The following is a 25,609-nucleotide window of genomic DNA, read 5'->3' on the forward strand; positions in this document are numbered from 1 at the left end:
AGATAACGCATCGGAACGGCGATTGCCATCCCGGCGCGGACAAGCGTCACATTCGCATTGCGGCATTCAAGCGGTCGATCATGGTCAGTGCGTGCTGTTTCTTGTCGAGGTTGTAGGTTTCCGTCTCAGATATAGCCATTAGCGCTTCCTGCCAAGCATCGGAGAGCTTTTTTGCGCGCGCAAGGTCGCCGGCGCGGGCCGCATTGCTTGCGGAATCCGACAGCCTGTCGAGGGCATGTCGGTTGAAGATGTCGAACTGGATCGCCTGATCGCGGCCGGCGACAACGTCGGCAAGCTTGTGCGCCGCGCCGACTTCCAGCCCCGGCGCATCCGCCAGTTTGTCGATCGCCTCGGCTATTTCCAACCCGCCATATTGCGTCAGAAGGATTGCGGCGCGTGCGCTGCCTCCGGCGCGCTCGGCAAGGGCTGCGCGCGCCGGCTCACCCTCCGGCGGCGGCGATTCAGCGCTGGCAAGAACCTCCATCAGGTCTGCCGGCGTCAGCGGCGAAAGCCGGATCGTCTGGCAGCGCGAGCGGATGGTCGGCAGCAGGCTGCCCGGCGAATGCACGATAAGGATGAAGACAGTCCGCGACGGCGGCTCCTCAAGGTTCTTCAGAAGCGCGTTTGCGGCATTGGTGTTCATGTCGTCAGCCGGATCGACGATGACGACGCGGTAGCCGCCATCGTGCGACGTCATCGACAGGAAGCGGTTCACCTTGCGGATTTCATCGACGGTCAGAACCGTCTTGAAGTTCTTCGTCTTGTCGTTGAGCGGCCGCGTCAGGTGCAGGATCGCGGGGTGCGCACCCGTGGCGATCTGCCGAAACAAAGACGATGCCGGATCAGGATTGGCCAGTGCGGACGGAGCCGATTGGCTCGACGGGTACTTCAACAGGTGATGCGCAAGGTGGAAGGCAAGCGTCGCTTTGCCGATGCCTTGCGGGCCGGCGAGTAACAGGGCGTGCGGCAGCTTGCCGGCGCGATAGGCCGAGGCAAGCATATCGGCCACCTCGCTATGTCCGATGAGCTGCGAGTTTTCCGAAGGTTCCGGCACGCCGTCAAGCGTATCGTGCTGTTCGGGTGCGATGCGTTCGAACATCAAGCCTCCTGCGCCCGGTTGCCGGCAGCCGTCGCATGGGCTTCCAGCGCCGCGAAAACGGCAGCCGTAACCACGTCCTCGACGTCATGCGGCTTCTGCGCCGCGTCAATGACGACGCAGCGTTCCGGCTCGTTGCGGGCAATCTCCAGATAGGCCTCGCGGCGTTTGCGATGAATTTCCAGCGTTTCCTTCTCGAAGCGGTCAGCGACTTCATCACCGCGCCGCACCGTCGCGCGTTCCAGTCCCATCGCCGGATCGATGTCGAAGATCAGGGTCAGGTCTGGCATCATGCCGTTGACCGAGACACGTTCGATCGTGGCCATGAATTCCGGTTCGAGATTGCCCGCGCCGCCCTGATAGACCCGCGACGAATCGACGAAACGGTCGCAAAGCACGATGTTGCCACGCTCGATCGCCGGGCGGATCACCTGCTCGATGTGATCGGAGCGCGCGGCCGCAAACAGCAGCGCCTCCATTTTCGGACCAAAGGATTCGGCCGCGCCCGACAGGATGACATGGCGTACCGCTTCGGCGCCGGGTGAGCCGCCGGGCTCGCGCGTCACAGTCAGGCCATAGCCCTTGGCGCGCAATTTGTCGGCCAGCCACTTGATCTGCGTCGACTTGCCTGCCCCCTCGCCGCCTTCGAAAGTTATGAAAAGTCCGCGCGCCAATTCAGTCCATTCCTCGCTCTAGCCGGACGAATTGATCCGAACCGGCCGAACCTGTCTTATGCCGCGCACGCCGAAACGTCTATGTCTGCGGTGCCTTGCGCAGCCAGCCGACGAGCAGTTCGCCGACCGCGTCCAGCGCGCGCTGATGCAGCGAGCCGAGGCCGACGCTTTCGCCCGCATAGAGCGGCGTTTCCTGGCTGAGCGTATCGCCGATCGAGACACGCAAGGTGCCGATCTGCGTGCCCTCCTCCACAGGTGCAACGATCGGACCGTCATAGACGATGCGGGCGTTGAAGCGGTCCTTGTTGGTGATCGGCACGAGGATGGAGACCGGTCCCTTGGCCTTCAGTTCGACACCGGATTTGGCGCCGCCGTAGACGCTCGCCTCGGCAACCACTTCGCCATCGGCGAAAAGTTCGGTCTTCTCGAAGGAACGCATGCCCCAGTCGAGCAGCTTGCGCGCCTCCTCGGCGCGTTCGCGGTCGCTGGTCATGCCGCTGAGAGCGGCAAAGATGCGCCGGCCATCGCGGCTGACCGAGCCGACGATGGCGTAGCCGGATTCTTCGGTGAAGCCGGTCTTCATCCCGTCCGCGCCGATATCCATGGCCAGAAGCGGATTGCGGTTGCGCTGGGTAATCTTGTTCCAGGTGAAATCGCGCTGCGAATAATATTTGTAATATTCCGGGTAGGTCTTCCAGATGTGCATGCCGAGCTGGACGAGTTCGCGCACCGTCACGACCTGCCCTTCGGCCGGCAGTCCGGTCGAATTCACGAACACCGACTTGGTCAAGCCGAGTTCGCGCGCACGGTCGGTCATCAGGGCGGCGAAATTGGCTTCGGAGCCGGCCATGCCCTCCGCGATGATGATGCAGCCATCATTAGCCGACTGCACGACGACGCCCTGAATCAGGTCTTCAAGGCGGATGGTCGATTTCAGCTTGGCGAACATGGTCGAGCCGCCCGAGCTCGCGCCACCCGTGCGCCAGGCATTCTCGCTGACCGCAAAGGTGTCGTCGAGCGTATAGCGCCCTGCCTTGATCGCGTTGAACACGACTTCCATGGTCATCAGCTTGGCCAGCGATGCAGGGGGAATCAGCGCGTCAGCGTCCTTCGAAAACAGGATCGAGCCGGTTTCGGCATCGACCATGAAGGCTTGTCTCGCTTTTGTTTCAAAGAGTTGCGCCTGTGCCTGCACAATCAGCGCAAACACAATTGCGAAGCCGAAAAACGCGGTGCGGAAAGACGGTCGGCTATATTGCATGACGAACCCCGTTGCCCGGAGGATTACAACAGAGGCTAGCAGGGTTCGCACAGGTGGAGCAACCGCAATTGGCGAGCGGACGCCGTGACGCGATCAGTTGCGGATCGTCATCGCATCCGGCGCGCCGTGCGACCATGCCATTTCGAGCATGTCATCCAGCGAGGTGCGCCCGTCGCTGAAAAGGCTGACCGTGTAGAACGTTGCACCATCGGCCGTCGATTTCTCGACTGTCGTCTTGCCGACTGACGAAAGCGTGCGCACCAGGCGGTTTGCCTCGTCCCTGGAATGGAAAGTGCCGACCGCGATATAGGCGGCGGAGGCTTCAGGCTGGGTCAGGCTTGGGTTGAGCCGCTTCCAGGACTGCGCGACGTCGCCCGCCGACATGCGCGTGCCGTCGAGGGCTGCGAAGGCACTGACGGCGCTGTGGATACGCTCGTCGGCATAGGACATGGTGGCAAGGGCAAGCTGCGTCGGCGCGCCCTGCGGACGTTCCGGAACGATCGGGCCGAATTCCGGCAGGACGATATTGCCGAACGCAACGGATTGCGTTGCCGAGCCGGAAGCCACCGCAAATGGCGGGGCGTCGGTCATCACGCCGGGGAACGGCGTTGCCGCAGCGCTGCCGCTTGGCGTTGCACCGTTCATGGCGATCATGACGCCCGTGGGCAGGCCGTCTGAAGGATCGGGCGCGGCATTGCCCGGCCGATAGGAGGCCATCAGGTATTGATCGTCACGCCCCTCGAGCGGCGCGCGGCCGACATATTCCACCTGCACCTTGGCAACGCCGACATGCGAATAATCCAGCATGTCCGCTGCCTGCTTGGACAAGTCGATGATGCGGCCATCCGAATAAGGCCCGCGATCGTTGACACGGACGATGACGGAGCTGCCGTTCTTCAGATTGGTGACGCGGGCATAGCTCGGCAGCGGCATCGTCGGATGCGCTGCCGTCAGGTGCGTCATGTCATAGATTTCGCCGTTCGCAGTCAAACGGCCATGAAAGGCGTCGCCATACCAGGAGGCAGCGCCGACTTTTTTGTAGTTCTTGTCTTCCTTCGGGTAGTACATCTTGCCGCGAACCATATACGGCTGCCCGGTCTGGTCGCGGCCGCCACCGCGCGGCAGGTTGGTGCGCAAATTGGAGACGCGGGGGCTCGCCTTCACGCCATATTCGGATTCGGCGAAGTATTCCTTGGACCGTTTTTTCCCGGCAACGGGCTTCGACGGCGCAGACGCGCAGGCTGCAAGAGCTGCCGCGGAAAGAGCCAGAATGGCAATGGTGGAAGCGCGGCGAAAATGCCCGCGCGCCAGAATAAGCATTACTGATGGTCCCCAGACGTTCTCATGCACCTACGCAGAACATGTAAAGGGACACCTCGAACAACGCCGCACAGCGTCTGGCATCCCTACCCCAACTCTCCTTTTACGCAGGAATTGATTAGCACGCTATTAACCGATTGTGTTCGCAAACGGGCAGGAATGTGGCGCGCGCCGGTCACGATATATTAGCGCGTGTCTTGAAAGCTCTTGCGATACTCGCGCGGTGTGAGGCCTTTCAATGCCTTGAATTGCCTGTTGAAATTGGCAAGCGTTTCATATCCGACCGCGTCGGCGATATGGGCGACAGGTCTTTCCGTGCCCGAGAGCATTGCGCAGGCCTCGCCCACTTTCAGGCGCATGATGTAGTCCGATATGGAAACATGCGCGTGACGCCGAAACAGGCGGTGGAGGCCCGACGGGCTGAGGGCGGCGACCTCGGCCAGTTCGCCAAGCGACAGGCCGGAAGCGTAGTTCAGGTGGATATGGTCGAGCACGCGGTCAAGCCGCGAGCGGTCGACGCCGGCGCGCGCAGGAACGCTCCTGGCGCTGGCAAGAGGCTCGGCGCCGGCATCCTGCGCCAGCATATTGAGCACGCGCATGAGGCTCAGGAGGCGCTCGTCGGCCGGCCGCGAGAACAGGTCTTCGATCAACGGCCGCGCGCGCGCGGCATAGGACTGCGTGAACTTCAGGCCGTTTGCGGCGCGTTCCACCATGGACGCAATGGCGCTGAATTCGACCAGGGTCGCGCTCAGGGTGCTTGCCCAGTCAGGCAGAAACCACATCACAAGCGCGACGTGCGGCGCGCTGTCTTCGATCTTCTCGGTCGAATGCCATGTGTGCGGCAGGTTCGGGCCGATCAGCACGAGATCGCCATCGTCGTAGCTTCCGATGTGATCGCCGATGAAGCGCTGGCCGCGCGAATTGCAGGTCAGCGTCAGTTCAAGCTCGGGATGGTGGTGCCATTGAAACGGAATCCCGTCATCGAGGCGACGATTGAGCATCGCCCAGGACGTACCCGGCTCAGGCCGCAATCTTTCCAGAAACGGCTTCATTCTGGCTCCGTTCAAACTAGAACGCCAAGATAGTATCAGTATGTGCCGTGCGAGTACAACATTGGCACCCTGCAGGCGGTATCCTTCAGCATCATCACGGCATGGATGGAGGAGAAACTCATGGCGCATGCAACGGATTTGAAACAGGACGCCCACCCGACCTCGAAAAAGGTCACGACGCAGCTCAAGGACATCGACAAGAAGCTGCCGCTGCGGGTGTTGAGCGAAGCCGACTGGCAGCACTGGATCACTAGGGGCTATGTGATCGTGCGCAACGCGGTGCCGCAGGAGAATGTGCAGCAGCTCGTCGATCTACTTTGGGAGTTCGACGAGAAGGATCCGAAGGACCCCTCCACCTGGTATGCACCGCAGCGGCGCGACCACCAGATGAAGGAGCTCAACGGCGCCGGCATGGTGGAAATCTACAATCACCAGTATCTGTGGGACAATCGACAGATGCAGCGCGTCTACGACGCCTTCGTCGACATCTGGGACATGGAAGAGCTTTGGGTGGCGATCGACCGCGCCAACCTCAATCCGCCCAAGAAGACCCCCGGCAATGTCAACGGCTTCATCCATTGGGATAGCGACACGTCGCTGCGCCCGCTGCCGATCGGCGTTCAGGGCGTGCTGTCACTGGTCAAGCAGGATGGCGATATCGGTGGCTTCCAGTGCATTCCCGAACTGTTCTCGAATTTCGAGGAATGGGTGAAGACCCAGCCGGAAGACCGCGATCCGCACCACCCGGACCTGGACGGACTGACCATAACCAATATCGAAATGAACCCGGGTGACCTTTTGATTTTCAACACACTTCTGGCACACGGCGTGCGCCCGAACTACTCCAAGGATCGCGTTCGCATGGCGCAGTATATCTCGATGTTCCCGGCCGACGAGGACGATCTTGTCGAGCGCACGGCGCGCGTCACCTCATGGCGCGAACTGGAAGCGCCGCAGCGCGCCTCCTTCCCCGGCGACCCCCGCGACTGGGAGAAGAAGAACGCCAAGACCGCTGAACTGACCGAACTCGGCAAGAAGTTGCTCGGCCTGAAGAACTGGCACTGACCTGAAACAGAAACAGTGGCTTCGCGTCAAGCGAGGCCGCCGTTTGTTCGTTAGCCGTCAGCCCTTTCCGTCGATAAACCGATCGTAGTCCGAGACAAGCAGGCGTAGCGCCGCTTCGTCTTCCTCGATGTTGGAAAAACGGCCGATCGGGTCGGCGAAGATGTTGTCGGTGAGGTCGTCATTGACGGTCGAAACTTCGCCGATCAGCACATCGCCGCCCTCGCCCCAGAATGCGTGCCACACGCCCGGCAGCAGCGTTACGCTCTCGCCCGGATCGAGCTTCAGCAGCCCCCCTGCCGGCAATTTTCTCACCACGCCGTCGGTTGGCACCTCGACTTCCTTGTGGCGATCGATGCCACCGTCTTCGGCCGGCATGAAAAGTTCCAGCACGAGCTTGCCGCCGCCGCGGTTGATGATGTCCTCAGCCTTCACGATATGGCGGTGCATCGGCGAAAGCTGGTCCTTGCGCGAGATCATGATCTTTTCGGCGTAGAGCATGCCGGTCCCGCGCGTAAGATCCTCTGCGCGGCCATTGCGGACGGTGAAGAGGAACAGGCCAAGCTCGTCATACTTGCCTTGCCCATAATCGGTAATGTCCCAACCGAGGCGTGAATCGACGATGCCGGATGGCCGGCGCGTCTTCAGTTCCTCCGGCGACCAATAGGCAAAGGGCGGCATGACATAACCGAAGGAGCGGATGAAGGCGTCGCCCTCGCGGATGATCTCATTGATGCGGGAGCGTTTCATGTCGAAGTTCCTTCATGTGACGAAGCATCCAGTCTGGACGCGGAAATCCTGCAGCGCGTGGTCCACCGCTCGCCGGCGGTAAACGCCCTGCCGAGCGACAGCCAGTCAGGCGCGTGGGAAGCAAAGCGCGTGTCGTCGAAATAGGCGTTCACCGGCTCGATGCCGATACCGCGAAAGCTGTTCGACCAGGGCGGTGCGCTGCGCCCGCGATCGGACATCCAGATCAATGCCGAGGGAAAATCGTCTCGGTTCCAGTCGAGTTGAACGCGATAGCCATCGTCGGGATAGAGAAGCTGCATCCTGCCGGACACACCGTCGATCTGAATGATCTCCTCGGCCAGACCGCTTGGCTGACTGGAAAGATCGGCAAAGCCGCCATCCTCCAGCGGAACGCGTTCGAGCGAGGCAAAGGCAATGCCGGGCGTCAGGCGCGACACGCCCGGTTCGACGGGCTCAGGAAATGTGTAGCCTTGCGAGAAAACACCCGGATCAAGCAGCAGCCGCTTGCCCTGCTCCGGCATCCGAAAAATCGGATGGAGACCGACCGGCAGGAGACAATCCGCCCGCGCTTCAACCGTCAGCGTGATTTCGACGGCTGCATTGCCCGACCCACCGGCAATGCGGCGTTCCGCACGCCTGATCGGATGATCCGGTGGATAATCGATCGCCAGAGCGATCTCGCCCAGCGCTTCGCTCGTGACGTGCCAGGCATTGTCCGTGGCATAGCCGTGGTGGTGCGGGTCGAGCGCCGTCTTGCCGAACGGCACGCAGGCCCATTCTCCGCCAAGCTGGCGCAGGTGAGCGGGAATGTCCGTGTTGGCGGCTATTTCCGGATCATCGATCCACGGCGCCTCGGCAAAGGGCGTCACAGACGAGCCGTCATCCAGAACCAGCGTCAGGTGATGGAGAGACCCGCCGACGGCGAAGATTTCCCCATGGCCGCGATCCCAGGACAGCGCCCAGCGAGAACGCTCCGCAGATCGAGCGGATTCATCGCCTGACAGGGCCTGATCGGTGGGCGCCAACACCGGCTTTCTCCTCAGAGTATCCGTTGGCCGTTGGCGGGGTCGAAGAACACCGCCTTGTCGAGATTGAAGGCCAGTTTCGTCTTCTGCCCTGCAACCACGCTGACGTCGGCGCGCAGTCGCGCGGTTACCTGCTTCTTGCCAAGACGGGTGACGGCAAATGTGTCGGAGCCAGCGGGCTCAACAACCTCGATCAGGCATTCGCTTTCGGCGATGTTTTTCGCGTTGCGGTCGGCGCCATCGCGGTCGGTCAGCGCCTCGGGGCGAATGCCAAAGATCACTTCCTTGCCGTCATGTGCGGCAAGTCCCGCCGGCGCGTTCGGAATGCCGAGCGCCAAGGGCTCCATCTCGTCGCGATTGGTCGAAATCGACACGCCCGAACCGTTCTTCGTAATCGTCACCGGGATCAGGTTCATCGCCGGCGAACCCATGAAATCGGCAACAAACAGATTGGCCGGGTTGTTGTAGATCTCGGCCGGCGTGCCAGATTGCTGCAGCAGCCCGTCTTTCAGCACGGCGATCTTGGTCGCCAGCGTCATCGCCTCGATCTGGTCGTGGGTGACATAGACGATGGTGGTACCCATGCGCTGGTGCAGCCGCTTGATCTCGGTGCGCATGTCGACGCGCAGCTTGGCGTCGAGGTTCGACAGCGGTTCGTCGAACAGGAACACCTGCGGATCGCGTACCAGCGCCCGGCCGATCGCCACGCGCTGGCGCTGGCCGCCGGAAAGCTGGCTCGGCTTGCGGTCGAGCAGATGGCCGATCTGCAGCATGTCGGCAACTTGAGCGATCGCCTTGTCGCGCTCCGGTTTCGGCACGCCGCGGATTTCCATGCCGAAGGCGATGTTCCCGCCAACGGTCATGTTCGGGTAGAGCGCATAGGACTGGAACACCATGGCGATGTCGCGCTGCGACGGATGCAGCCCGTCGATCACCTTGCCGCCGATGCTGATAGTGCCGCCGGTTGTCGTCTCAAGGCCGGCGATGGAATTGAGCAGCGTGGACTTGCCGCAACCCGACGGCCCGACCAGCACGAGGAAGCCGCCTTCCTCGATTTCCAGGTCGATACCCTTCAGCACCTTCACATTGCCGAAGGTTTTTTCGAGATTGCGGATTTCGAGAAACGCCATGCCTTACCCCTTGACCGCGCCGGCCATCAGCCCGCGCACGAAATAGCGTCCCGCGATAATGTAGACGAGCAGCGTTGGAAGGGCTGCGATCATCGCCGCAGCCATGTTGACATTGTATTCGACGACGCCGGTCGAGGTGTTGACGACGTTGTTGAGCGCCACCGTCATCGGCATCGCGTCGCCCGTGCCGGCATAGGCGGAAGCGAACAGGAAGTCGTTCCAGATGTTGGTGAACTGGTAGATCACGGTGACGACGAAGATCGGCAGCGAGTTCGGCAGCATGATGCGCCGGAAAATCTGGAAGAAGCTCGCCCCATCGATCTGCGCGGCCTTGATCAGCTCGGTCGGAAACGCCTCGTAATAATTGCGGAAGAACAGCGTCGTGAAGCCGAGACCGTAGACGACATGCACGAAAACCAGGTTGACGGTCGGATTGCCGAAGCCGAACGAGAAGCCCGTGGCGTTGCGCAGTGTCATGCCGAAGCGGCCGAGGCTCCCCAGTATCGTCGCCATCGGCAAAAGCACCGACTGGAACGGAATGAAGCAGGCAAACAGCATCAGCCCGAACACCAGCGTGTCGCCGCGAAAGCGCCATTTGGTCAGCACATAGCCGTTGAGCGCACCGAGCAGTGTCGAGATCAGCACTGCCGGAACCACCATCTTGATGGAGTTCCAGAAATATCCCTTGATGCCGGCGCAGGTCAGGCCAACGCAGGTCTCGCCCCAGGCTTTCACCCATGGCTCGAAGGTGGGCGATTGCGGCAAAGCGAGCATGTTGCCGCTCTGGATTTCGTCCATGGTCTTGAACGAAGTGACCAGCATGACGAACAGCGGCATCAGATAGACCAGCGCAAAGAACGCCAGCAGGCCATATATGACGATGCGGTTGAGCGTCCGCGAACCGCCCGCGCCGGTTTTCGGCCGTTCGGAAATGGCTGCGGCGCTCATCGCGGCCGCTCCTTCAGTTCGGAATAGAGGTAGGGAACGATGATCGCGGTGAGGGTCATCAGCATGATCACCGCGCTGGCAGAGCCGACCGCCATCTCGTTTCGCTTGAACGTGTATTCATACATGAAGTTGGAGGGCAGCCAGGCCGAGCCGCCGGGCCCGCCGCTGGTCAGCGCCACCACCAGATCGTAGGATTTGATGGCGAGGTGGGCCAGGACAATGAACGCCGAGAGGAAAACCGGCCGCAGCATCGGGATGATGATGCGCCGGTAGAGCTGGAACGACGAGGCGCCGTCGATCTGCGCTGCTTTCATGATCTCGCCGTCGATGCCGCGCAGGCCGGCCAGGAACATCGCCATGACGAAGCCCGAGGCCTGCCAGACACCGGCGATCACCACCGTGTAGATGACGAAATCCTTGTTCTTGATCCAGTCGAAATGGAAGCTCGTCCAGCCCCATTGATGCAGCGTCTGCTCGAGGCCGAGCCCGGGGTCGAGGAACCATTTCCAGGCGACGCCGGTGACGATGAAGGACAGCGCCATCGGGTAGAGGTAGATCGGCCTGAGCACGCCCTCGCCGCGAATCTTCTGGTCGAGCAGGATCGCCAGGAACAGCCCGAGCGCCAGGCAGATGCCGATATAGAGAAAACCGAAAATTCCCATATTGGTGATCGACGTATACCAACTCGACGGCGGATCGTTCTCGAACGTCCAACGCCAGAGGCGCTGATAGGCGCGCGGGCCGGTGAGCGTGTAGGACGGGAATGTCTTGGAATTGGTGAAGGACAGATAGACCGTCCAGAGAATGAAGCCGTAGACGAATACAATCGTGACGGCAAAGCTCGGGGCCAGAACGAGCTTGGGCAGCGCATCCTGCAACCATGCCCGCCCGGACACTCGCGTGCTGTGCACCGGTGTCAGGTCTGTCTCGGTCTTGGCAACCGTGCTCATTGGTCCGTCCCCTCCCAGGGCCGTTTTGATCCGGAGACGGTGCCTCCCCCGCCAGTGGCGGGAGAGGCTTCGTCGTTCAAAGGCTTACTTGGCGTCGTCGATCGCCTTCACGAGCTCTTCGACAGCCTGCTCGGAGGTCGTGATCTGGCCGTGGACGAATTTGGAGACCACGTCCTTGTAGGCGTTGGCCACTGCCGGCGGTGCGCCATAGCCCTGGGCGAGCGAGCCGAACAGCGTGCCGCCGTCATTGGCTTTCTTCAGGTCGGCGATGCCCTTCTTGCCGCAGGCATCGAAGTCGGTATCCGGAACGTCGGTACGGGCCGGAACCGACCCCTTGACGACGTTGAATGCCGACTGGAAGCTCTTCGACAGCGTGGCGGTTGCCAACGCAACCTGGGCTGCCTTGCGGTCGTCCGGAACGTTGAACATGCCGAACATGTCGGAGTTGTAGATCACGCTCCCGTCCGTGCCGGGGAAACGATAGCAGTAGAAGTCGGTGTCCGGGGCTTTCTTGGCGGCAACGAATTCGCCCTTGGCCCAGTCGCCCATGACCTGCACGAGCGCGTCGCCCTTGATGACCATGGCGGTGGCGAGGTTCCAGTCGCGGCCCGAGAAGTTCGGATCGACGTATTCCTTGATCTTGGCAAGGTTGTCGAAGGACTTCTTCATGGTGTCGGACTTCAGCGATTCATCGTCGAGGTCGTTCATCGCCTTCTTGTAGAATTCGGGGCCGCCCGTCGACAGGACGATCGAATCGAACATGGTGGCTTCCTGCCAGTTCTGACCACCGAGCGCGAGCGGAATGACACCAGCAGCCTTGGCCTTGTCGAGCAGCGCGATCAGTTCGTCGAAGGTCTTCGGCTCGGTGCCGCCGATCTTGTCCATCACCGCCTTGTTGATCCACAGCCAGTTGACCGAGTGGACGTTGACCGGAGCCGCCACCCACTTGCCGTCATAGACGGAGAATTTCTGCAGGGCCGCTGGTACCGACTTGTCCCAGCCTTCCTTGACGGCGGTCTCCGTCAGGTCGCCCATCACGCCCGCCTGTGCGTAGTCGAGCACCGTATAGCCGAGCATCTGCGAGGCGGTCGGATAGGTACCAGCTGCGACCATCGCCTTCAGCGCGGTCATGGCAGCGTCGCCGCCACCGCCTGCCACCGGCACGTCTTTCCAGGCGTAACCTTCCTTCGCCAGATCGCCCTTGAGGACATTCAGTGCAGCTGCTTCGCCGCCCGACGTCCACCAATGCAGCATTTCGACTTCCTTGACGTCGGCAGCTTTGGCGCCGCCAAGACTTAAAGCAATCAGCGCCACACCCGCGGCGAGCTTCGTAACCATACGCAGTGACATAGAATCCTCCCAGATGGCTTGGCGATTGATCGCGCCAGCTGCAAATTTATAACGATATAAATCCCATCCCTGTCAAGGCATTCGTTCGATTGAGTTCGAATGTTGGGCCATCACATTGAAAAAACACCGTTTATTCACGATTGTCGAGATATCGAGCACCACTGTTCAGTGTATTGATTTCCATTTATAACGATATAAATTGGCCGGTTTTCGGCGCATCGAAAGGCTGAGACGATGGACGGTGCCGACAGAAGCGGCAAACGCGACGCGGGCGATGCCGGCACGGCCAAGCCGACGCTTCGCACGATCGCCGAGATAACGGGGCTCGCCGTCACCACCGTATCGCGTGCACTCGGCGGCGCGCCGCAGATCGCGCTCGAAACACGTGAGAAGGTGCAGCGGGTTGCCGAGGAGATCGGCTACCTGCCCGATCGCGCCGCCCAGCGGTTGCGCACCGGGCGCACCAACGTCATCTCGCTCGTGCTCGATCCGCACGACGAAATCCTCGGCTTCGGCACGTCGCTGGTCAGCGGCCTGACAGCAGCGCTTCGCGGCACGCCCTACCATCTTGTCATCACGCCGCATTTCGCCAATGTGCCGAGCATCGACCCTATTCGGTACATCCTGCGCAACCGCATGGCGGACGGCATCATCTTCTCCCGCACCGAGCCTTTCGACGAGCGGGTGAAATTGCTTCTCGAACATGGCTTCCCGTTCGTCTGCCACGGCCGCACCGAACTCGGCACCCCTCACCCATATGTCGACTACGACAATTTCAGCTTCGCCTATGAGGCGACCAGACGCCTGATCGAAAAGGGTCGCAAGCGGCTGGCAATCATCCTGCCGCCGCGCCGCTTCACTTTCTTCCAGCACATCCAGTACGGCTTCATGCGGGCTGTGCGTGAAAGCGGCGTCGAATTCGAGATTGCCGAAGGCATCGACCTCGACAGCACGTCCGCCGATATCAAGGCGCAGGTGTTTGCGCGAATGGCACAACCCAACCCGCCAGACGGTTATGTCTGCAGCGGCGAGGTATCGGCTTTGGCAGTCATGGCAGCGCTGAGCGACCGCGGGCTCAGGCCCGGAACGGACGTCGGCATCGTTGCCAAGCAGACTTCCGGCCTGTTCAGCCTGATCCGCCCCCAGGTCGACACCATCTATGAGGATCTTGCCGATGCGGGCCTGCAGATGGGGCGCCTGCTTCTGGATGCCATCGGCGACCGCAATCTGGGCGAACTCCAATTGCTGCAGCAGCCGAAGCTGAATTTCGGCAACGACGCCTGATCTGTGGACAATGCGCGTGGGCATCGCAAGGCCCATGTCGGCAATATCGTCAACGCGCTAGCATCACTCCATGCAGCCATCCAAAGACATTTCGCGCCTCATCGAAATCATGGCAGCGCTTCGCGCGCCGGTAACGGGGTGTCCGTGGGACATCGAGCAGAATTTCGAGACGATCGCCCCATACACGATCGAGGAAGCCTATGAGGTTGCCGACGCGATCGCGAGGGCCGATTTCGACGATCTGCGCCAGGAACTCGGCGACCTGCTGCTGCAGGTTGTTTACCACGCGCAGATGGCCAATGAGGCCGGCGAATTCTCCTTCGGCGACGTCGTGGAGGCCATCACCACCAAGATGATCCGCCGCCACCCGCATGTCTTCGGCGACGACAAGGCGCGCAGTGCCGGCATGGCCAAGGGCATGTGGGAGAAGATCAAGGCCGAGGAAAAGGCCGAGAAGCGCAATGCGCGGCTCGCCCGCGGGCTTGACGCGGAAGATCACGGCAGCGGTTTTCTCGACGGCATCCCCGTCGCCTTCCCGGCGCTCACCCGCGCATTGAAGCTTCAGGAAAAAGCTGCGCGCGTCGGCTTCGACTGGGTTGAAGCCGGGCCGATCCTCGACAAGATCGAGGAGGAAATCGGTGAGCTACGCGAGGCGATGGTCAATGCCGACGAAGCTTCGATCAAGGATGAATTCGGCGACGTGCTATTCGCGCTGGTCAATTTCGGCCGCCACCTGAAGATCGATTCAGAGGCTGCGCTCAGCGGAACCAATGAAAAATTCCGCAGCCGCTTCCATTACGTCGAGACTGCCCTGAACGCATCGGGACGAAGCCTTGAGGCAGCCAGCCTGGAGGAAATGGAAGAGCTCTGGCAGCAGGCGAAGAAAACAAAGTAAGCGCCGTTACCCGTTGTTTTTACGACGCAATCTGCTTTCGATCTCGTCGCGCGCGACAGCGGTGGCTTTCATCGAAATCGACACACTGCCGTCCTCATTGTCCGTCCGCTTGACGATGTCGCCATTGCGGTAAAGCCAATCGACCATGCCGAGCTGGCTCGGCGACAATGTCACATTCACCGGCTCCAGTTCTCCCGACAGCCGCTCTTCGATCAGTGCCGCAAGCGCGTCGATGCCCTCGCCGGTGATGGCGGAAATTGCGACGGGCGGAGCCGGCTTGCCGCTTGCGCTCTCGGCCAGCAGCCGTTCGCGATTGCCCTCGTCCAGCCTGTCGATCTTGTTCCAGACTTCGACGATGCGCTTGCTGTCAGCGGCGTCGACGCCCAGATCGACCAGAATATGCTCGACATCTTCCGCCTGCGCCGCCGTATCCGGATCGGATATGTCGCGCAGGTGGATGATCAGGTCGGCCTCGACCACCTCTTCCAGCGTGGCGCGAAACGCCGCGATCAGATGGGTCGGCAGATCGGAGATGAAGCCGACCGTATCGGACAGGATGATCGGCGTGCCATGTGGCAGTCGCACGCGCCGCAGCGTCGGATCGAGCGTCGCAAACAACATGTCCTCGGCAAGCACGCCTGCTCCGGTCAACCGGTTGAACAGCGTTGACTTGCCGGCATTGGTGTAGCCGACGATGGCGACAACCGGAAACGGCACCTTTTTGCGCTTGGCGCGGTGAAGGTCGCGGGTCCTGCGGACCGTCTCAAGCTCGCGTTTGAGCTTGATGATCTTTTCCTGCAGCGCGCGCCGGTCCGATTCGATCTGCGTTTCGCCGGGACCGCCGAGGAAGCCCGCGCCGCCGCGCTGGCGCTCAAGGTGGGTCCAGCTGCGAACCAGCCGGCCTTTCTGGTAGTTGAGATGGGCAAGCTCGACCTGCAGCGTGCCTTCCTTGGTGCGCGCGCGCCGGCCGAAGATTTCGAGGATCAGCCCGGTGCGGTCGAGCACCTTGGCGTTGGTCTCTTTTTCCAGATTGCGCTGCTGCACCGGCGTCAGCGGATGATCGACAATGACCAGGTCGGCATGGGTTTCGCCAACGATTTCAGCAAGTTCTTCCACCTTGCCGCTGCCCAGCAGCGTTGCCGGGCGCGGATCGTTGACGGTGACGATGGCGGTGTGCACGGGATTTAGATCGATCGCGCGCGCCAGGCCGACCGCTTCCTCCAGCCGCGCCTCGGCAGAGCGCATCAGGCGCGGACGGTTCGAGTCCTCGTCATTGCGCTGCTGGCGTGAAAGCACCGGCACGATGACGACGGCGCTGGTCGGTTTTTCCGCAGTGGAGCGCTCCGAGCCATCGGCCCGTGATCTATGCGCCCCATTGCCGGCGTGTTTTTCTTGAGCCAATCAGGCGCCCTGGTTGCTTTCCTCACCATCGAACATCTGAACCGGCTGGCTCGGCATGATGGTGGAAATCGCATGTTTGTAGACGAGCTGGGAATGCCCGTCGCGGCGCAGCAACACACAGAAATTGTCGAACGACGTCACCACGCCGGTCAGCTTTACGCCGTTGATCAAAAAGATTGTAAGTGGGTTCTTGCTCTTCCGAACCGAGTTCAGGAATAGATCCTGAAGATTTTGCGACCGTTCCGCCATTTTTCTTATCTTTCGCCGATCCCCCGTCGATTTGCGAGCCACTGCGCCAAAATAATTGACCCATGTCAAGCGCGCAAACCACCCCTTGTCGTAAGCCACGACAAGCGGAACGAGACATATTGAAGTAAATTCCTGCTAAGCCGTTATCAGCCTAACCTTTTTTCCGCAACGTCAAAAACACCTGATGCTGCGAAAGCACAGGCCATACCACCGAAGGTTGATCGCTACATTGCAAATTGCAACGATTTCAGAGCGTTTTTGCCGACATTGCCGATCGCCGGCAAACTTCAAAAAAATTCGAGGCTGACGCGAAACATCTGCTCCACATGCCGAACGGCGTCGGCGAGAGCGAAGATAACGACGCGATCCTTCGGCCTGATTCTCATCGCGCCGTTCGGCTTCAGCACCTGTCCATCCCGATAAATGGCGCCGATGCGCATGCCATCCGGCAGGTCGAGATCGCGCAGATAGCCGCCGACGAGCGGCGAGGTTTCGAGCGCTTCGGCTTCGATGATCTCGGCAGCACCGCGCTGGACGCTGTGAACGGCGCGGATACGGCCGCGCCGGACGTGCTGCAGCACGCGGGAGATCGTTATCGAGCCCGGATTGACGTAGGCGTCGATGCCGAGCGATTTGGTAAGATCCTGGTAGGCCGGATTGTTGATCAGAACCAGATTGGCCTTGCAGCCCAGCCGCTTGGCCATGACGCTCGACAGAATATTGACCTGATCGTTGTTGGTCAGCGCGACCATCAGGTCGGCATCCTGGATGTCAGCCTCGAGCAGAAGCTTCTGGTCAAGCGCGCTGCCATTCAGCACAACCGTACGCCGAAGCTGGTCGGCAACGGTGACGGCGCGTTCGCGCGTGGACTCGATGATCTTGATCTTGGTGCGGCTCTGGCGCTGCTCGATAGTCTTGGCGACATACAGGCCGATATTGCCGCCGCCGGCGATAACGATGCGCGTCGCCTCCTCCTCATCATGCCCGAAAAGGCCCAGGGTGCGGCGAACCTGATCCTTTGGCGTGACGACATAGGCGATATCGCCCGGCAAAAGCTGGTCTGCCGAATGCGGTATGAACAGGTTTTGGCCGCGGGTGACGCCAACCACGGTCGAGAGCAGGTCGGGAAACAGCTCGCTCAACTGTGCCAGCGGCGTATGCACGACCGGGCAGTCCTCCAGGCATTCGATCGCCACCATCGCGATCTTGTTCTCGGCAAAGCGCACGACGTCAGTGGCACCCGGCAGCGCGATGCGGCGCAGCACCATTTCGCCGACTTCCATCTCCGGCGAGATGATCACGTCGATCGGCAGATGCTCGCGCGAAAACAGGTCCTGATAATGCGGCTTGAGATAGGATTGCGCGCGAATGCGGGCGATCTTCATCGGCACGTTGAACAATGCGTGAGCCACCTCGCAGGCGACGATGTTGACCTCATCGTGAAGCGTAACCGCGATGATCATGTCGGCGTTCTGCGCGCCGGCAGCTTCAAGCACTTCGGGGTGCGAGCCGTGCCCGACAAAGCCGCGCACGTCCAGCGTATCGCGCACCGCCTGAATGAGTTCCGGCGCGGTATCGATGATCGAAACGTCGTTCTTCTCGGCGGCCAGGCGCTCGGCAATGCCGTAGCCGACCTGACCCGCACCGCAGATGATCACGCGCATTTAGCGCGCCAGCCGGTTTAGTGGATCGAACACGCTTAGACCCCGAGCGATTTGAGTTTTCGGTGAAGTGCCGATCGCTCCATACCAATGAACTCGGCCGTGCGCGAGATGTTGCCGCCGAAACGGTTTATCTGCGCGATCAGATATTCCTTCTCGAACATTTCACGCGCTTCGCGCAGCGGCAGCGCCATGATGTGCTGGTCGGACTGATTGGGCGCCCGCGGCATGACGTCTCCGATCTCCGAAGGCAGGAGGTCGGCCGTAATCGGCGCGTCGACATCGTCGGCGCGAACCAGAATCATCAGGCGTTCGATGTTGTTGCGAAGCTGGCGCACATTGCCCGGCCAGTTGTGCGCCTGCAGCACCGCCATGGCGTCATCGCCGATACGGCGCGGCTTGATGCCGGCCTGCCGCGCGATCTGCTTGATGAAGCCGTCCACCAGATAGGGAATGTCCTCGCGACGCTCGGCGAGACCCGGAACATGGACAGGAACCACGGCCAGACGGTGATAGAGATCCTCGCGGAAACGTCCCTCGGCGATCATGCCTTCAAGGTTCTGGGCGGTAGAGGAGATGATGCGCACGTCGACCTTGACTCGCTTGGTGCCCCCTACCCGCTCGAACTGCTGATCGACAAGCACGCGCAGGATCTTGCTCTGCGTTTCGCGCGGCATGTCGGCCACTTCGTCGAGATACAGGATGCCGCGATGGGCTTCCTCCAGCGCGCCCACCTTGCGCTCACCACCGCCATTCGATTCCGTGCCGAACAGCTCGACCTCCATGCGTTCGGGCGTGATCGTTGCCGAATTCACCGAAACGAAGGGGCCGGTCTTGCGCGCTGAAAGCGCATGGATGGCGCGGGCCGCCTGCTCCTTGCCGGAACCCGAGGGGCCGATGATCATGACGCGGCTGTTGGTGGGAGCGACGCGCTCGATCGTCTGCCGCAACTGGCTCATGGCTGAAGACATGCCGATCAGGTCGAAGGATTCGCCGCTGCGCATCTTCAGTTCGGAAACTTCGCGTTTGAGCTTCGATGTTTCGAGCGCGCGTTCGGCGATCAGGATCAGCCGGTCGGCCTTGAACGGCTTTTCGATGAAGTCATAGGCGCCGCGCCTTATCGCCGACACCGCGGTCTCGATATTGCCATGGCCCGATATCATCACGACCGGGAGGCTTGGGTGCATCACCTTGATCTGATCAAGCAAAGCCAGACCGTCGAGGCGCGAACCCTGCAGCCAGATGTCGAGGAACACCAGCCTCGGCACGCGATCGGCAATAGACGCAAGTGCGCTGTCGGCATCGTGGGCCGTTCGGGTTTCATGACCCTCGTCGCTCAAAATTCCGGCGACAAGTTCGCGGATATCTTCTTCGTCATCGACGATGAGAATGTCAGACGCCATTATCGACCTTTTCAGTTTCTCGTTCGTTTTCAACGTTCCCGCCACCTTGCCCCTTAGCCGAAGCTTCGGTGACGGAAGGAAGCAGAATGCTGATCATCGCGCCGCGCCCGCCGTGGAAATCGGCGGGTGCGTCATGAAGTTCCAATTGCCCGCCATGGTCCTCGATGATCTTCTTGACGATCGCGAGGCCAAGGCCGGTACCTTTTTCACGTGTGGTCATATAGGGCTCAAGAAGCCGTTGGCGATTCTCGCGTGGCAGGCCCTTTCCGTTGTCGATCACGTCGACGCGAATCATCGCGCCCTGGCGCTGCGCCTGTATCCGGATGACCCCCGGTTCATTACCCTCCCGCTCCGTGGATTCGATCGCCTCGGCCGCATTCTTGATGACGTTGCCGAATGCCTGGGACAGAAGGCGGCTGTCGAAAGTGCCCTTCAGCGACTCGCTGCCGAAATCACGCTCGAAAGCGATATCGGAACGGCTGACCTCGACCAGGAAAGAGGCTTCATGCAGCGCTTCGCGCAGGTCAATGTTCCGCATTTCCGGTTTCGGCATGCGCGCGAAGGCGGAGAATTCGTCGACCATTCGGCCGATATCGCCGACCTGCCGGATGATCGTGTCGGTGCACTGATCGAAAACCTCGCGATCCTCGGTGATGACCTTGCCGTAGCGGCGCTTGATGCGCTCGGCAGAGAGCTGGATCGGGGTCAGCGGGTTCTTGATTTCATGGGCGATGCGCCGCGCGACATCGGCCCAGGCAGATGTGCGCTGCGCCTGCATCAAGTCGGTAATGTCATCGACGGTCACGACGTAGGATTTCTCGCCATGCTCGTTGTCGTCTTCTTCGATCGTCACCTGCACATTGAAGGTACGTTCCGCGCCGGCGCGATAGAACGTTACCTGCTCCCGATATGCAGGACGGCCTGAGCTGCGGCAGATTTCGAAGACGCGGCCGACATGCGGCAGAATGGCGGACAGGTTCTGACCCATCGAGGTTTCGGCCGATATCGCCAGCATGGTTTCGGCGGAGCGATTGACGATGGTCACGATGCCGTATGGATCAACGCCGATGACGCCGGCCGTCACGCCGGATAGAACGGCTTCGGAAAAACGCCGCCTCTCGTCCACCAGATCCTTGGCTTGCAGGATTTCGTTACGCTGCGACTTGAGCTGCAGGATCATCTTGTTGAACGTGTCACCCAGCGAGGCAACATCGCCATCGGACTGACGCACTGGCACGGAAACATCGAGATTGCCGGTGGAGACATCGTCGGCAGCACCGATCAATTGCCGGATCGGACGTACGAGGCGATCCGCGACCGCGATACCGGTCCAGATAGCCGACAGAACGACGATCAGCGTGAGCGACAGATAAGGAAGCGCGAGTGCTACCTGCGAGGTGCGGCGGTTTACTTCCAAGCCGCGATACTCGTCGGTGTTGGCGCGCACGATTTCCCGGGCCTTGATGACCTCCGGATCGACGAGGCGGATCGTGTAAAGGTAGACCCCTTCGATCTCCTTCAGCTTTATGATTGCCCCGACGATGTTGCGGGTGCGCGGCTCGATCATCTGCGGCGTTTCATTTGCCTCTGCCGCCGCTCCGGGCGGCGGCTCCGGCATGGGAAAATCGGCGGTCGTCTCCGCCGTCATCACAAACGATCCGTCCGCCTTGATCAGTGCTGCATGTGCCAGCGAACGGCCGGCGGCCTGCTGGCTCATGAAATTGCGAAAGCCTGTCCGGTCGAGGCTGTAGAGCGCTCTTGCATTGTCGAGGTCGTAGGCCATCGACAGCGTCGTGCCCATGAGATTGCGGCCGTTTTCCAGGACATAGGCGTCGGCGATCGAGAGCGAGGAATTGACGATCGTCTTGGTGCGGATTTCGAACCAGCGATCGAGGCCGATGTTCAGCGTGATCGAGGCAATGATGGCCACCGCAAGTGCGGGCACCGCTGCAACCAGCGCGAACATCGTGACAATGCGCACATGAAGGCGTGACGCCGCCTTGCCGGTCCGACGCGCATTGAGAATGCGGTGAACCTCGCGCACCACCAGCGCGGCAAGGAACAGGATGAACGCAGCATTGGCGCCAATGAGAATCAGCGTCGTCGTCGGATTGGGCGTAAGCGGGGTCGCACCGACCAGGATGGCGAACGACACCGCTGCGGTCAGCAGGGCGCCGACCACGGCTATGACGCCGGGCAAAGCCAGAAGCCGCCTGCCGTCTGCGCGCGCTGCCGGGAAGACAGATCGCGAGAATATTGAACTCTGAGTCGTCATGCCGCCGCTTGCAAAGCCTACAATTGCGTTGAATCTATGCAACACATTGTGGCGATTATGCAACAAAAGTGGCGGCAGTGGTAATGTTTGACGCGATTGCGGCGGAAATCCACCGCGAAATCATCCCTGCTTGGAAGCCCGGTAGACGTTGACGCCGAGTTCGCGGATTTTCTTGCGCAGCGTATTGCGGTTCAACCCCAGCAATTCCGCGGCCTTGATCTGATTGCCGCGGGTAGCCGTCATCGATGCCAGCACAAGCGGGAACTCGACCTCGGCAAGAATGCGCTGATAGAGCCCTGGCGGCGGCAATTCGCCACCGAAGGAGGCAAAATACCGCTGCAGGAAATGCTCGACGGCCTGCCCGATCGACAGATCGTCGGGAACGAGAGTACCGCCGCTCATCGTCTGCTGGTCGCCGGATTTCAGTTCGGTCTCGATGATCTCGGGCGAGATTTCGTCCTGCGCGTAAAGTGCGGCCAGCCGGCGAACCAGATTTTCCAGTTCGCGCACATTGCCCGGCCATGGGTAGCGCTTCATCAGTTCGAGACCGCCGCTCGAAATGCGCTTGACCTGCAAGCCTTCGCTTTCGCCCTGCTTGAAGAAGTGCCGGACGAGGTCGGGAATGTCCTCCGAGCGCTCACGCAGCGCCGGAAGCCTTAGTGGCACGACGTTCAAGCGGTAGAAAAGATCTTCACGAAACAACCCTTGATTGATCAGCGTGCGCAGATCCTTGTTGGTCGCGGCGACGATGCGCACATCCGTCTTGATCGGGGTGCGGCCACCGACAGTCGTGTATTCGCCCTGCTGCAGCACGCGCAGCAGCCTCGTCTGCGCCTCCATCGGCATGTCGCCGATCTCATCAAGGAACAGCGTGCCGCCCTCTGCCTGCTCGAAGCGTCCGGTCGAACGGTTCTGCGCGCCGGTGAAGGCGCCTTTCTCGTGCCCGAACAGTTCCGATTCGATCAGGTCGCGCGGGATGGCGGCCATGTTGATGGCCACGAAAGGTCCGTTACGGCGACGGCCATATTCATGCAGCGCCCGCGCCACCAGTTCCTTGCCGGTGCCCGATTCGCCGGAAATCATCACCGTCAGGTCGGTCTGCATCATGCGGGCGAGCATGCGGTAGATGTCCTGCATGGCCGCCGAACGCCCGACCAGCGGCATCGTCTCCGGCTGGTCTTCATGCCGCGGCTCGATCTTCGGCCGCTTGGGCTCCGACAGGGCGCGGTTGACGATGTTGAGGAGTTCGGTGAGGTCGAACGGCTTGGGCAGATATTCGTAAGCGCCGGTCTCCGAGGCGCGGATGGCGGTCATGAAGGTGTTCTGCGCGCTCATGACGATGACCGGCAGTTCTGGCCGCGCCTTCTTGATGCGCGGCAGCATGTCGAAGGCGTTTTCGTCGGGCATCACCACGTCGGTGATAACCAGATCGCCCTCGCCCGCCGCCACCCAGCGCCACAAGGTTGCGGCGTTGGAGGTGACGCGAACTTCATGCCCGAAGCGCGACAGCGCCTGATTGAGCACGGTGCGGATGGCGGCGTCGTCGTCCGCTACGAGAATATTGCCGCGGACCGTCATTTCCGGTGTCCTTCGCTTGCGCCGTCATGGTGCGGCGCCGTTTCCTTCCACGCCGGCATCAGCACACGAAACGTCGTGCCGCGCGGGGTGGATTCGCATTCGATGATGCCGCCATGCTCGCCGACGATCTTGGCGACCAGCGCCAGACCGAGACCCGAGCCGTTCGGCTTGGTTGTGATGAAGGGATCGAACAGGATCGGCAGTATGTCTTCCGATACGCCCGGCCCGTTGTCGTGAACGCAGAACTCCAACGGCAGCGAAACGCGATCCTGCGATCCCGCCACCGAAACGCGCATGCCGGGGCGGAAAGCGGTGGAGAGCGTGATTTCACCGTCCGGCTTCGAGCCTATGGCTTCGGCCGCGTTCTTGATCAGATTAAGGAAGACCTGAATGAGCTGATCCCGATTAGCAAAGACCGAAGGCAGTGAAGGATCATACTCTTCCAATATATTGATCTTGTTTGCAAAACCGTTCTTGGCCAGCGCCTTCACATGGTCGAGGACAATGTGAATATTCACCGGGTAGCGGTCGATCGGGCGCTCGTCGGAAAAGACCTCCATGCGGTCGACCAGCGAAACGATGCGGTCGGTCTCGTCGGTGATCAGCCGCGTCAAGGCGCGATCCTCATCCGATACCGCCGTCTCGAGAAGCTGGGCCGCGCCGCGAATGCCCGACAGCGGGTTCTTGATCTCATGCGCCAGCATCGCCGCCAGCCCGGTCACGGAGCGCGCTGCCCCGCGATGCGTCATCTGCCGGTCGATCTTGTCGGCCATCGAGCGTTCCTGGAACATCACGACGACCGAGCCCGGCAGTTCCGGCACCGGCGCGACATAGATGTCGACCACCTTTTCAATGCCGAGGCGCGGCGAAGACACGTCGACCCTGTACTCGTTGACCGGCGCGCGCCGTTCACGAACCTGCTCGACCAGCGCCAGGATCGGGCTGCCGAAAGGCACGAACCGCGCCAGCGTGTTGCGCGCCAGCACGGTTGCGCTGGAGCGGAAGAAGTCCTCAGCATCGGCGTTGGCGTAGGAGATAAAATCGTCCGGCGCGATCATGACGACCGGTCGGCGGATCGTGTTCAGCACGATCTGTGCCGCATCCGCAGCGCTCACCGGTGTGTCCATTATGCTCATGCAGCGTTCCTCGCAGGCATCTCGGCTTGCGCCGTGAAAGCCTGTCTCAATGTCGCGATTACGATCGCCGGGTCGAAGGATGTCAGGATTTTCGCCCGCAGCTCTGCCACAAGGCCGTCGGCATGGCGATCCAGATACCAGCCAAGATGCTTTCTGGCCTGACGCAGGCCGCTTTCCACGCCGTAATGCGCCAGCATGTCCTCGTAGTGCGCGATCACATAGTCGGCCAGCTGTTCGGATGTTTGCGGCAGCCCCGGCCCGCCAATGTTTGCCGCTGCCGCAGCAATCGCTCCCGCGGCCCACGGCGCGCCATAGCTTCCGCGCCCGACCATTACGGCATCGGCGCCGGATTGCGCCAGAATGCCGGCTGCGTCGGCGGCTGTGCAGACGTCGCCATTGGCGACAACGGGTATGGATACGGCTGCCTTGACGCGCGCAATTGCCCGCCAGTCGGCTTTGCCCTGGTAGAACTGGCAGCGGGTGCGGCCATGGATGGTGACCATTTTCACGCCGGCCTGCTCCGCCCGGCGCGCAAGGATCGGCGCGTTGAGCGCGCTTTCGTCCCAGCCGAGGCGCATCTTCACCGTAACCGGCACATCGACAGCGCCGACGACCGCCTCGATCAGCGTCAGCGCATGGTCGAGATCACGCATCAGTGCCGAGCCGGAATAACCGCCGGTGACCTTCTTGGCCGGGCAGCCCATATTGATATCGACGATATCAGCGCCCTCGCCCGCCGCTATCCGCGCGCCTTCGGCCATGTGCACAGCCTCGCGGCCGGCAAGCTGGACCATGTGTACCGGCAATCCCGAATGCCGTATGCGCCGCGCTGACTCGGCATGGCCTTTAGCCAGTTCGCCGCTGGCTACCATTTCGGAGACGACGAGCCCTGCCCCATGCGCGTAGGCGCGCTCACGGAACGGCAAATCCGTGACACCGGACATCGGCGCGAGAAAAACGCGATTGCGGATTTTGACGCCACCGATTTCGAGCGGTTTGGCAAGGTCCGTGAAATCAGGCATGCACAAATACCAAGCAATCCTTCTTGTTGCACATTCTCTAGCCAGTTTTGGCTGCGCATGCAACGCTGAAGTGGTTCAACAATGTGG

Annotated in this window: 22 protein-coding genes; 3 read left to right on the forward strand and 19 right to left on the reverse strand. The window is 61.3% G+C overall.

All coding sequences use genetic code 11. From position 1 onward, the window contains the following. Window positions 1-46: 46 nt before the first annotated feature. From BM413_RS12680 to BM413_RS12700, 5 genes are all read right to left on the reverse strand, one after another. Window positions 47-1,102, reverse strand: coding sequence for a DNA polymerase III subunit delta' (locus BM413_RS12680; RefSeq protein ID WP_091913681.1), 1,056 nt, complete (start codon window positions 1,100-1,102; stop codon window positions 47-49). Next, entirely contained in the window at window positions 1,099-1,770 is a 672-nt protein-coding gene (tmk, locus tag BM413_RS12685; protein WP_091913682.1) for a dTMP kinase, read from the reverse strand. Before tmk ends, BM413_RS12680 begins: the two co-directional genes overlap by 4 nt. 79 nt (window positions 1,771-1,849) lie before the next feature. Beyond that, window positions 1,850-3,031, reverse strand: coding sequence for a D-alanyl-D-alanine carboxypeptidase family protein (locus BM413_RS12690; RefSeq protein WP_091913683.1), 1,182 nt, complete (start codon window positions 3,029-3,031; stop codon window positions 1,850-1,852). A 93-nt stretch (window positions 3,032-3,124) separates the two neighbouring features. Then, window positions 3,125-4,351 carry a septal ring lytic transglycosylase RlpA family protein gene (locus tag BM413_RS12695; protein ID WP_091913684.1) on the reverse strand — a complete coding sequence of 409 codons (1,227 nt, stop codon included), beginning with the start codon at window positions 4,349-4,351 and terminating at the stop codon, window positions 3,125-3,127. A gap of 185 nt (window positions 4,352-4,536) precedes the next feature. After that, the gene (locus BM413_RS12700; protein WP_091913685.1) at window positions 4,537-5,403 is read right to left on the reverse strand and encodes a helix-turn-helix domain-containing protein; all 867 of its coding nucleotides are present in this window, start codon (window positions 5,401-5,403) and stop codon (window positions 4,537-4,539) included. A gap of 120 nt (window positions 5,404-5,523) precedes the next feature. On the opposite strand from BM413_RS12700, the gene BM413_RS12705 reads away from it, so the two are divergent. Further along, window positions 5,524-6,468, forward strand: coding sequence for a phytanoyl-CoA dioxygenase family protein (locus BM413_RS12705; protein ID WP_091913686.1), 945 nt, complete (start codon window positions 5,524-5,526; stop codon window positions 6,466-6,468). A gap of 57 nt (window positions 6,469-6,525) precedes the next feature. Here BM413_RS12705 and BM413_RS12710 read toward each other — a convergent pair whose 3' ends face one another. From BM413_RS12710 to BM413_RS12735, 6 genes are all read right to left on the reverse strand, one after another. Continuing rightward, complete coding sequence (locus BM413_RS12710; protein WP_091913687.1) at window positions 6,526-7,215, reverse strand: D-lyxose/D-mannose family sugar isomerase; 690 nt, start codon at window positions 7,213-7,215, stop codon at window positions 6,526-6,528. Then, window positions 7,212-8,243, reverse strand: a complete 1,032-nt coding sequence (locus BM413_RS12715; RefSeq protein ID WP_139238581.1) for an aldose epimerase family protein — start codon at window positions 8,241-8,243, stop codon at window positions 7,212-7,214. Before BM413_RS12715 ends, BM413_RS12710 begins: the two co-directional genes overlap by 4 nt. A gap of 11 nt (window positions 8,244-8,254) precedes the next feature. Next, window positions 8,255-9,370: an ABC transporter ATP-binding protein gene (ugpC, locus tag BM413_RS12720; RefSeq protein ID WP_091913689.1), complete on the reverse strand. Its 1,116-nt coding sequence runs from the start codon at window positions 9,368-9,370 to the stop codon at window positions 8,255-8,257. Between the two features lie 3 nt (window positions 9,371-9,373). Continuing rightward, complete coding sequence (locus tag BM413_RS12725; RefSeq protein ID WP_091913690.1) at window positions 9,374-10,318, reverse strand: carbohydrate ABC transporter permease; 945 nt, start codon at window positions 10,316-10,318, stop codon at window positions 9,374-9,376. Then, window positions 10,315-11,268 (reverse strand): carbohydrate ABC transporter permease, encoded by a 954-nt coding sequence (locus tag BM413_RS12730; RefSeq protein ID WP_091913691.1) that lies wholly within the window; start codon window positions 11,266-11,268, stop codon window positions 10,315-10,317. The genes BM413_RS12725 and BM413_RS12730 overlap by 4 nt, the downstream gene beginning before the upstream one ends. Window positions 11,269-11,352: 84 nt before the next feature. Continuing rightward, complete coding sequence (locus BM413_RS12735) at window positions 11,353-12,606, reverse strand: ABC transporter substrate-binding protein (protein ID WP_091913742.1); 1,254 nt, start codon at window positions 12,604-12,606, stop codon at window positions 11,353-11,355. Window positions 12,607-12,852: 246 nt separating this feature from the next. Here BM413_RS12735 and BM413_RS12740 point away from each other — a divergent pair, with 246 nt between their 5' ends. Further along, window positions 12,853-13,902, forward strand: coding sequence for a LacI family transcriptional regulator (locus BM413_RS12740; protein WP_091913692.1), 1,050 nt, complete (start codon window positions 12,853-12,855; stop codon window positions 13,900-13,902). 70 nt (window positions 13,903-13,972) lie between these two features. Beyond that, a complete protein-coding gene (gene mazG, locus BM413_RS12745) occupies window positions 13,973-14,797 on the forward strand; it encodes a nucleoside triphosphate pyrophosphohydrolase (RefSeq protein ID WP_091913693.1) in 825 nt (274 codons plus the stop codon). 6 nt (window positions 14,798-14,803) lie between these two features. On the opposite strand, the gene hflX is transcribed toward mazG, so the two are convergent. From hflX to dusB, 8 genes are all read right to left on the reverse strand, one after another. Continuing rightward, the gene (hflX, locus tag BM413_RS12750) at window positions 14,804-16,102 is read right to left on the reverse strand and encodes a GTPase HflX (RefSeq protein ID WP_244537855.1); all 1,299 of its coding nucleotides are present in this window, start codon (window positions 16,100-16,102) and stop codon (window positions 14,804-14,806) included. 96 nt (window positions 16,103-16,198) lie between these two features. Then, window positions 16,199-16,447: an RNA chaperone Hfq gene (gene hfq, locus BM413_RS12755; protein WP_091913695.1), complete on the reverse strand. Its 249-nt coding sequence runs from the start codon at window positions 16,445-16,447 to the stop codon at window positions 16,199-16,201. A 287-nt stretch (window positions 16,448-16,734) separates the two neighbouring features. Continuing rightward, window positions 16,735-18,111: a Trk system potassium transporter TrkA gene (gene trkA, locus BM413_RS12760; protein ID WP_091913696.1), complete on the reverse strand. Its 1,377-nt coding sequence runs from the start codon at window positions 18,109-18,111 to the stop codon at window positions 16,735-16,737. 35 nt (window positions 18,112-18,146) lie between these two features. Continuing rightward, the gene (locus tag BM413_RS12765) at window positions 18,147-19,511 is read right to left on the reverse strand and encodes a nitrogen assimilation response regulator NtrX (RefSeq protein WP_091913697.1); all 1,365 of its coding nucleotides are present in this window, start codon (window positions 19,509-19,511) and stop codon (window positions 18,147-18,149) included. Beyond that, window positions 19,501-21,786: a sensor histidine kinase NtrY-like gene (locus BM413_RS12770; protein ID WP_091913698.1), complete on the reverse strand. Its 2,286-nt coding sequence runs from the start codon at window positions 21,784-21,786 to the stop codon at window positions 19,501-19,503. Before BM413_RS12770 ends, BM413_RS12765 begins: the two co-directional genes overlap by 11 nt. A gap of 120 nt (window positions 21,787-21,906) precedes the next feature. Then, window positions 21,907-23,364: a nitrogen regulation protein NR(I) gene (ntrC, locus tag BM413_RS12775; RefSeq protein WP_091913699.1), complete on the reverse strand. Its 1,458-nt coding sequence runs from the start codon at window positions 23,362-23,364 to the stop codon at window positions 21,907-21,909. Beyond that, window positions 23,361-24,500: a two-component system sensor histidine kinase NtrB gene (locus BM413_RS12780; protein WP_091913700.1), complete on the reverse strand. Its 1,140-nt coding sequence runs from the start codon at window positions 24,498-24,500 to the stop codon at window positions 23,361-23,363. The genes ntrC and BM413_RS12780 overlap by 4 nt, the downstream gene beginning before the upstream one ends. Beyond that, on the reverse strand, window positions 24,497-25,522 hold the full coding sequence (dusB, locus tag BM413_RS12785; RefSeq protein WP_091913701.1) for a tRNA dihydrouridine synthase DusB: 1,026 nt from the start codon (window positions 25,520-25,522) through the stop codon (window positions 24,497-24,499). Before dusB ends, BM413_RS12780 begins: the two co-directional genes overlap by 4 nt. Window positions 25,523-25,609: the final 87 nt, after the last annotated feature.

The organism is Mesorhizobium sp. YR577, from assembly GCF_900116595.1.
Lineage (GTDB): Bacteria > Pseudomonadota > Alphaproteobacteria > Rhizobiales > Rhizobiaceae > Mesorhizobium_M.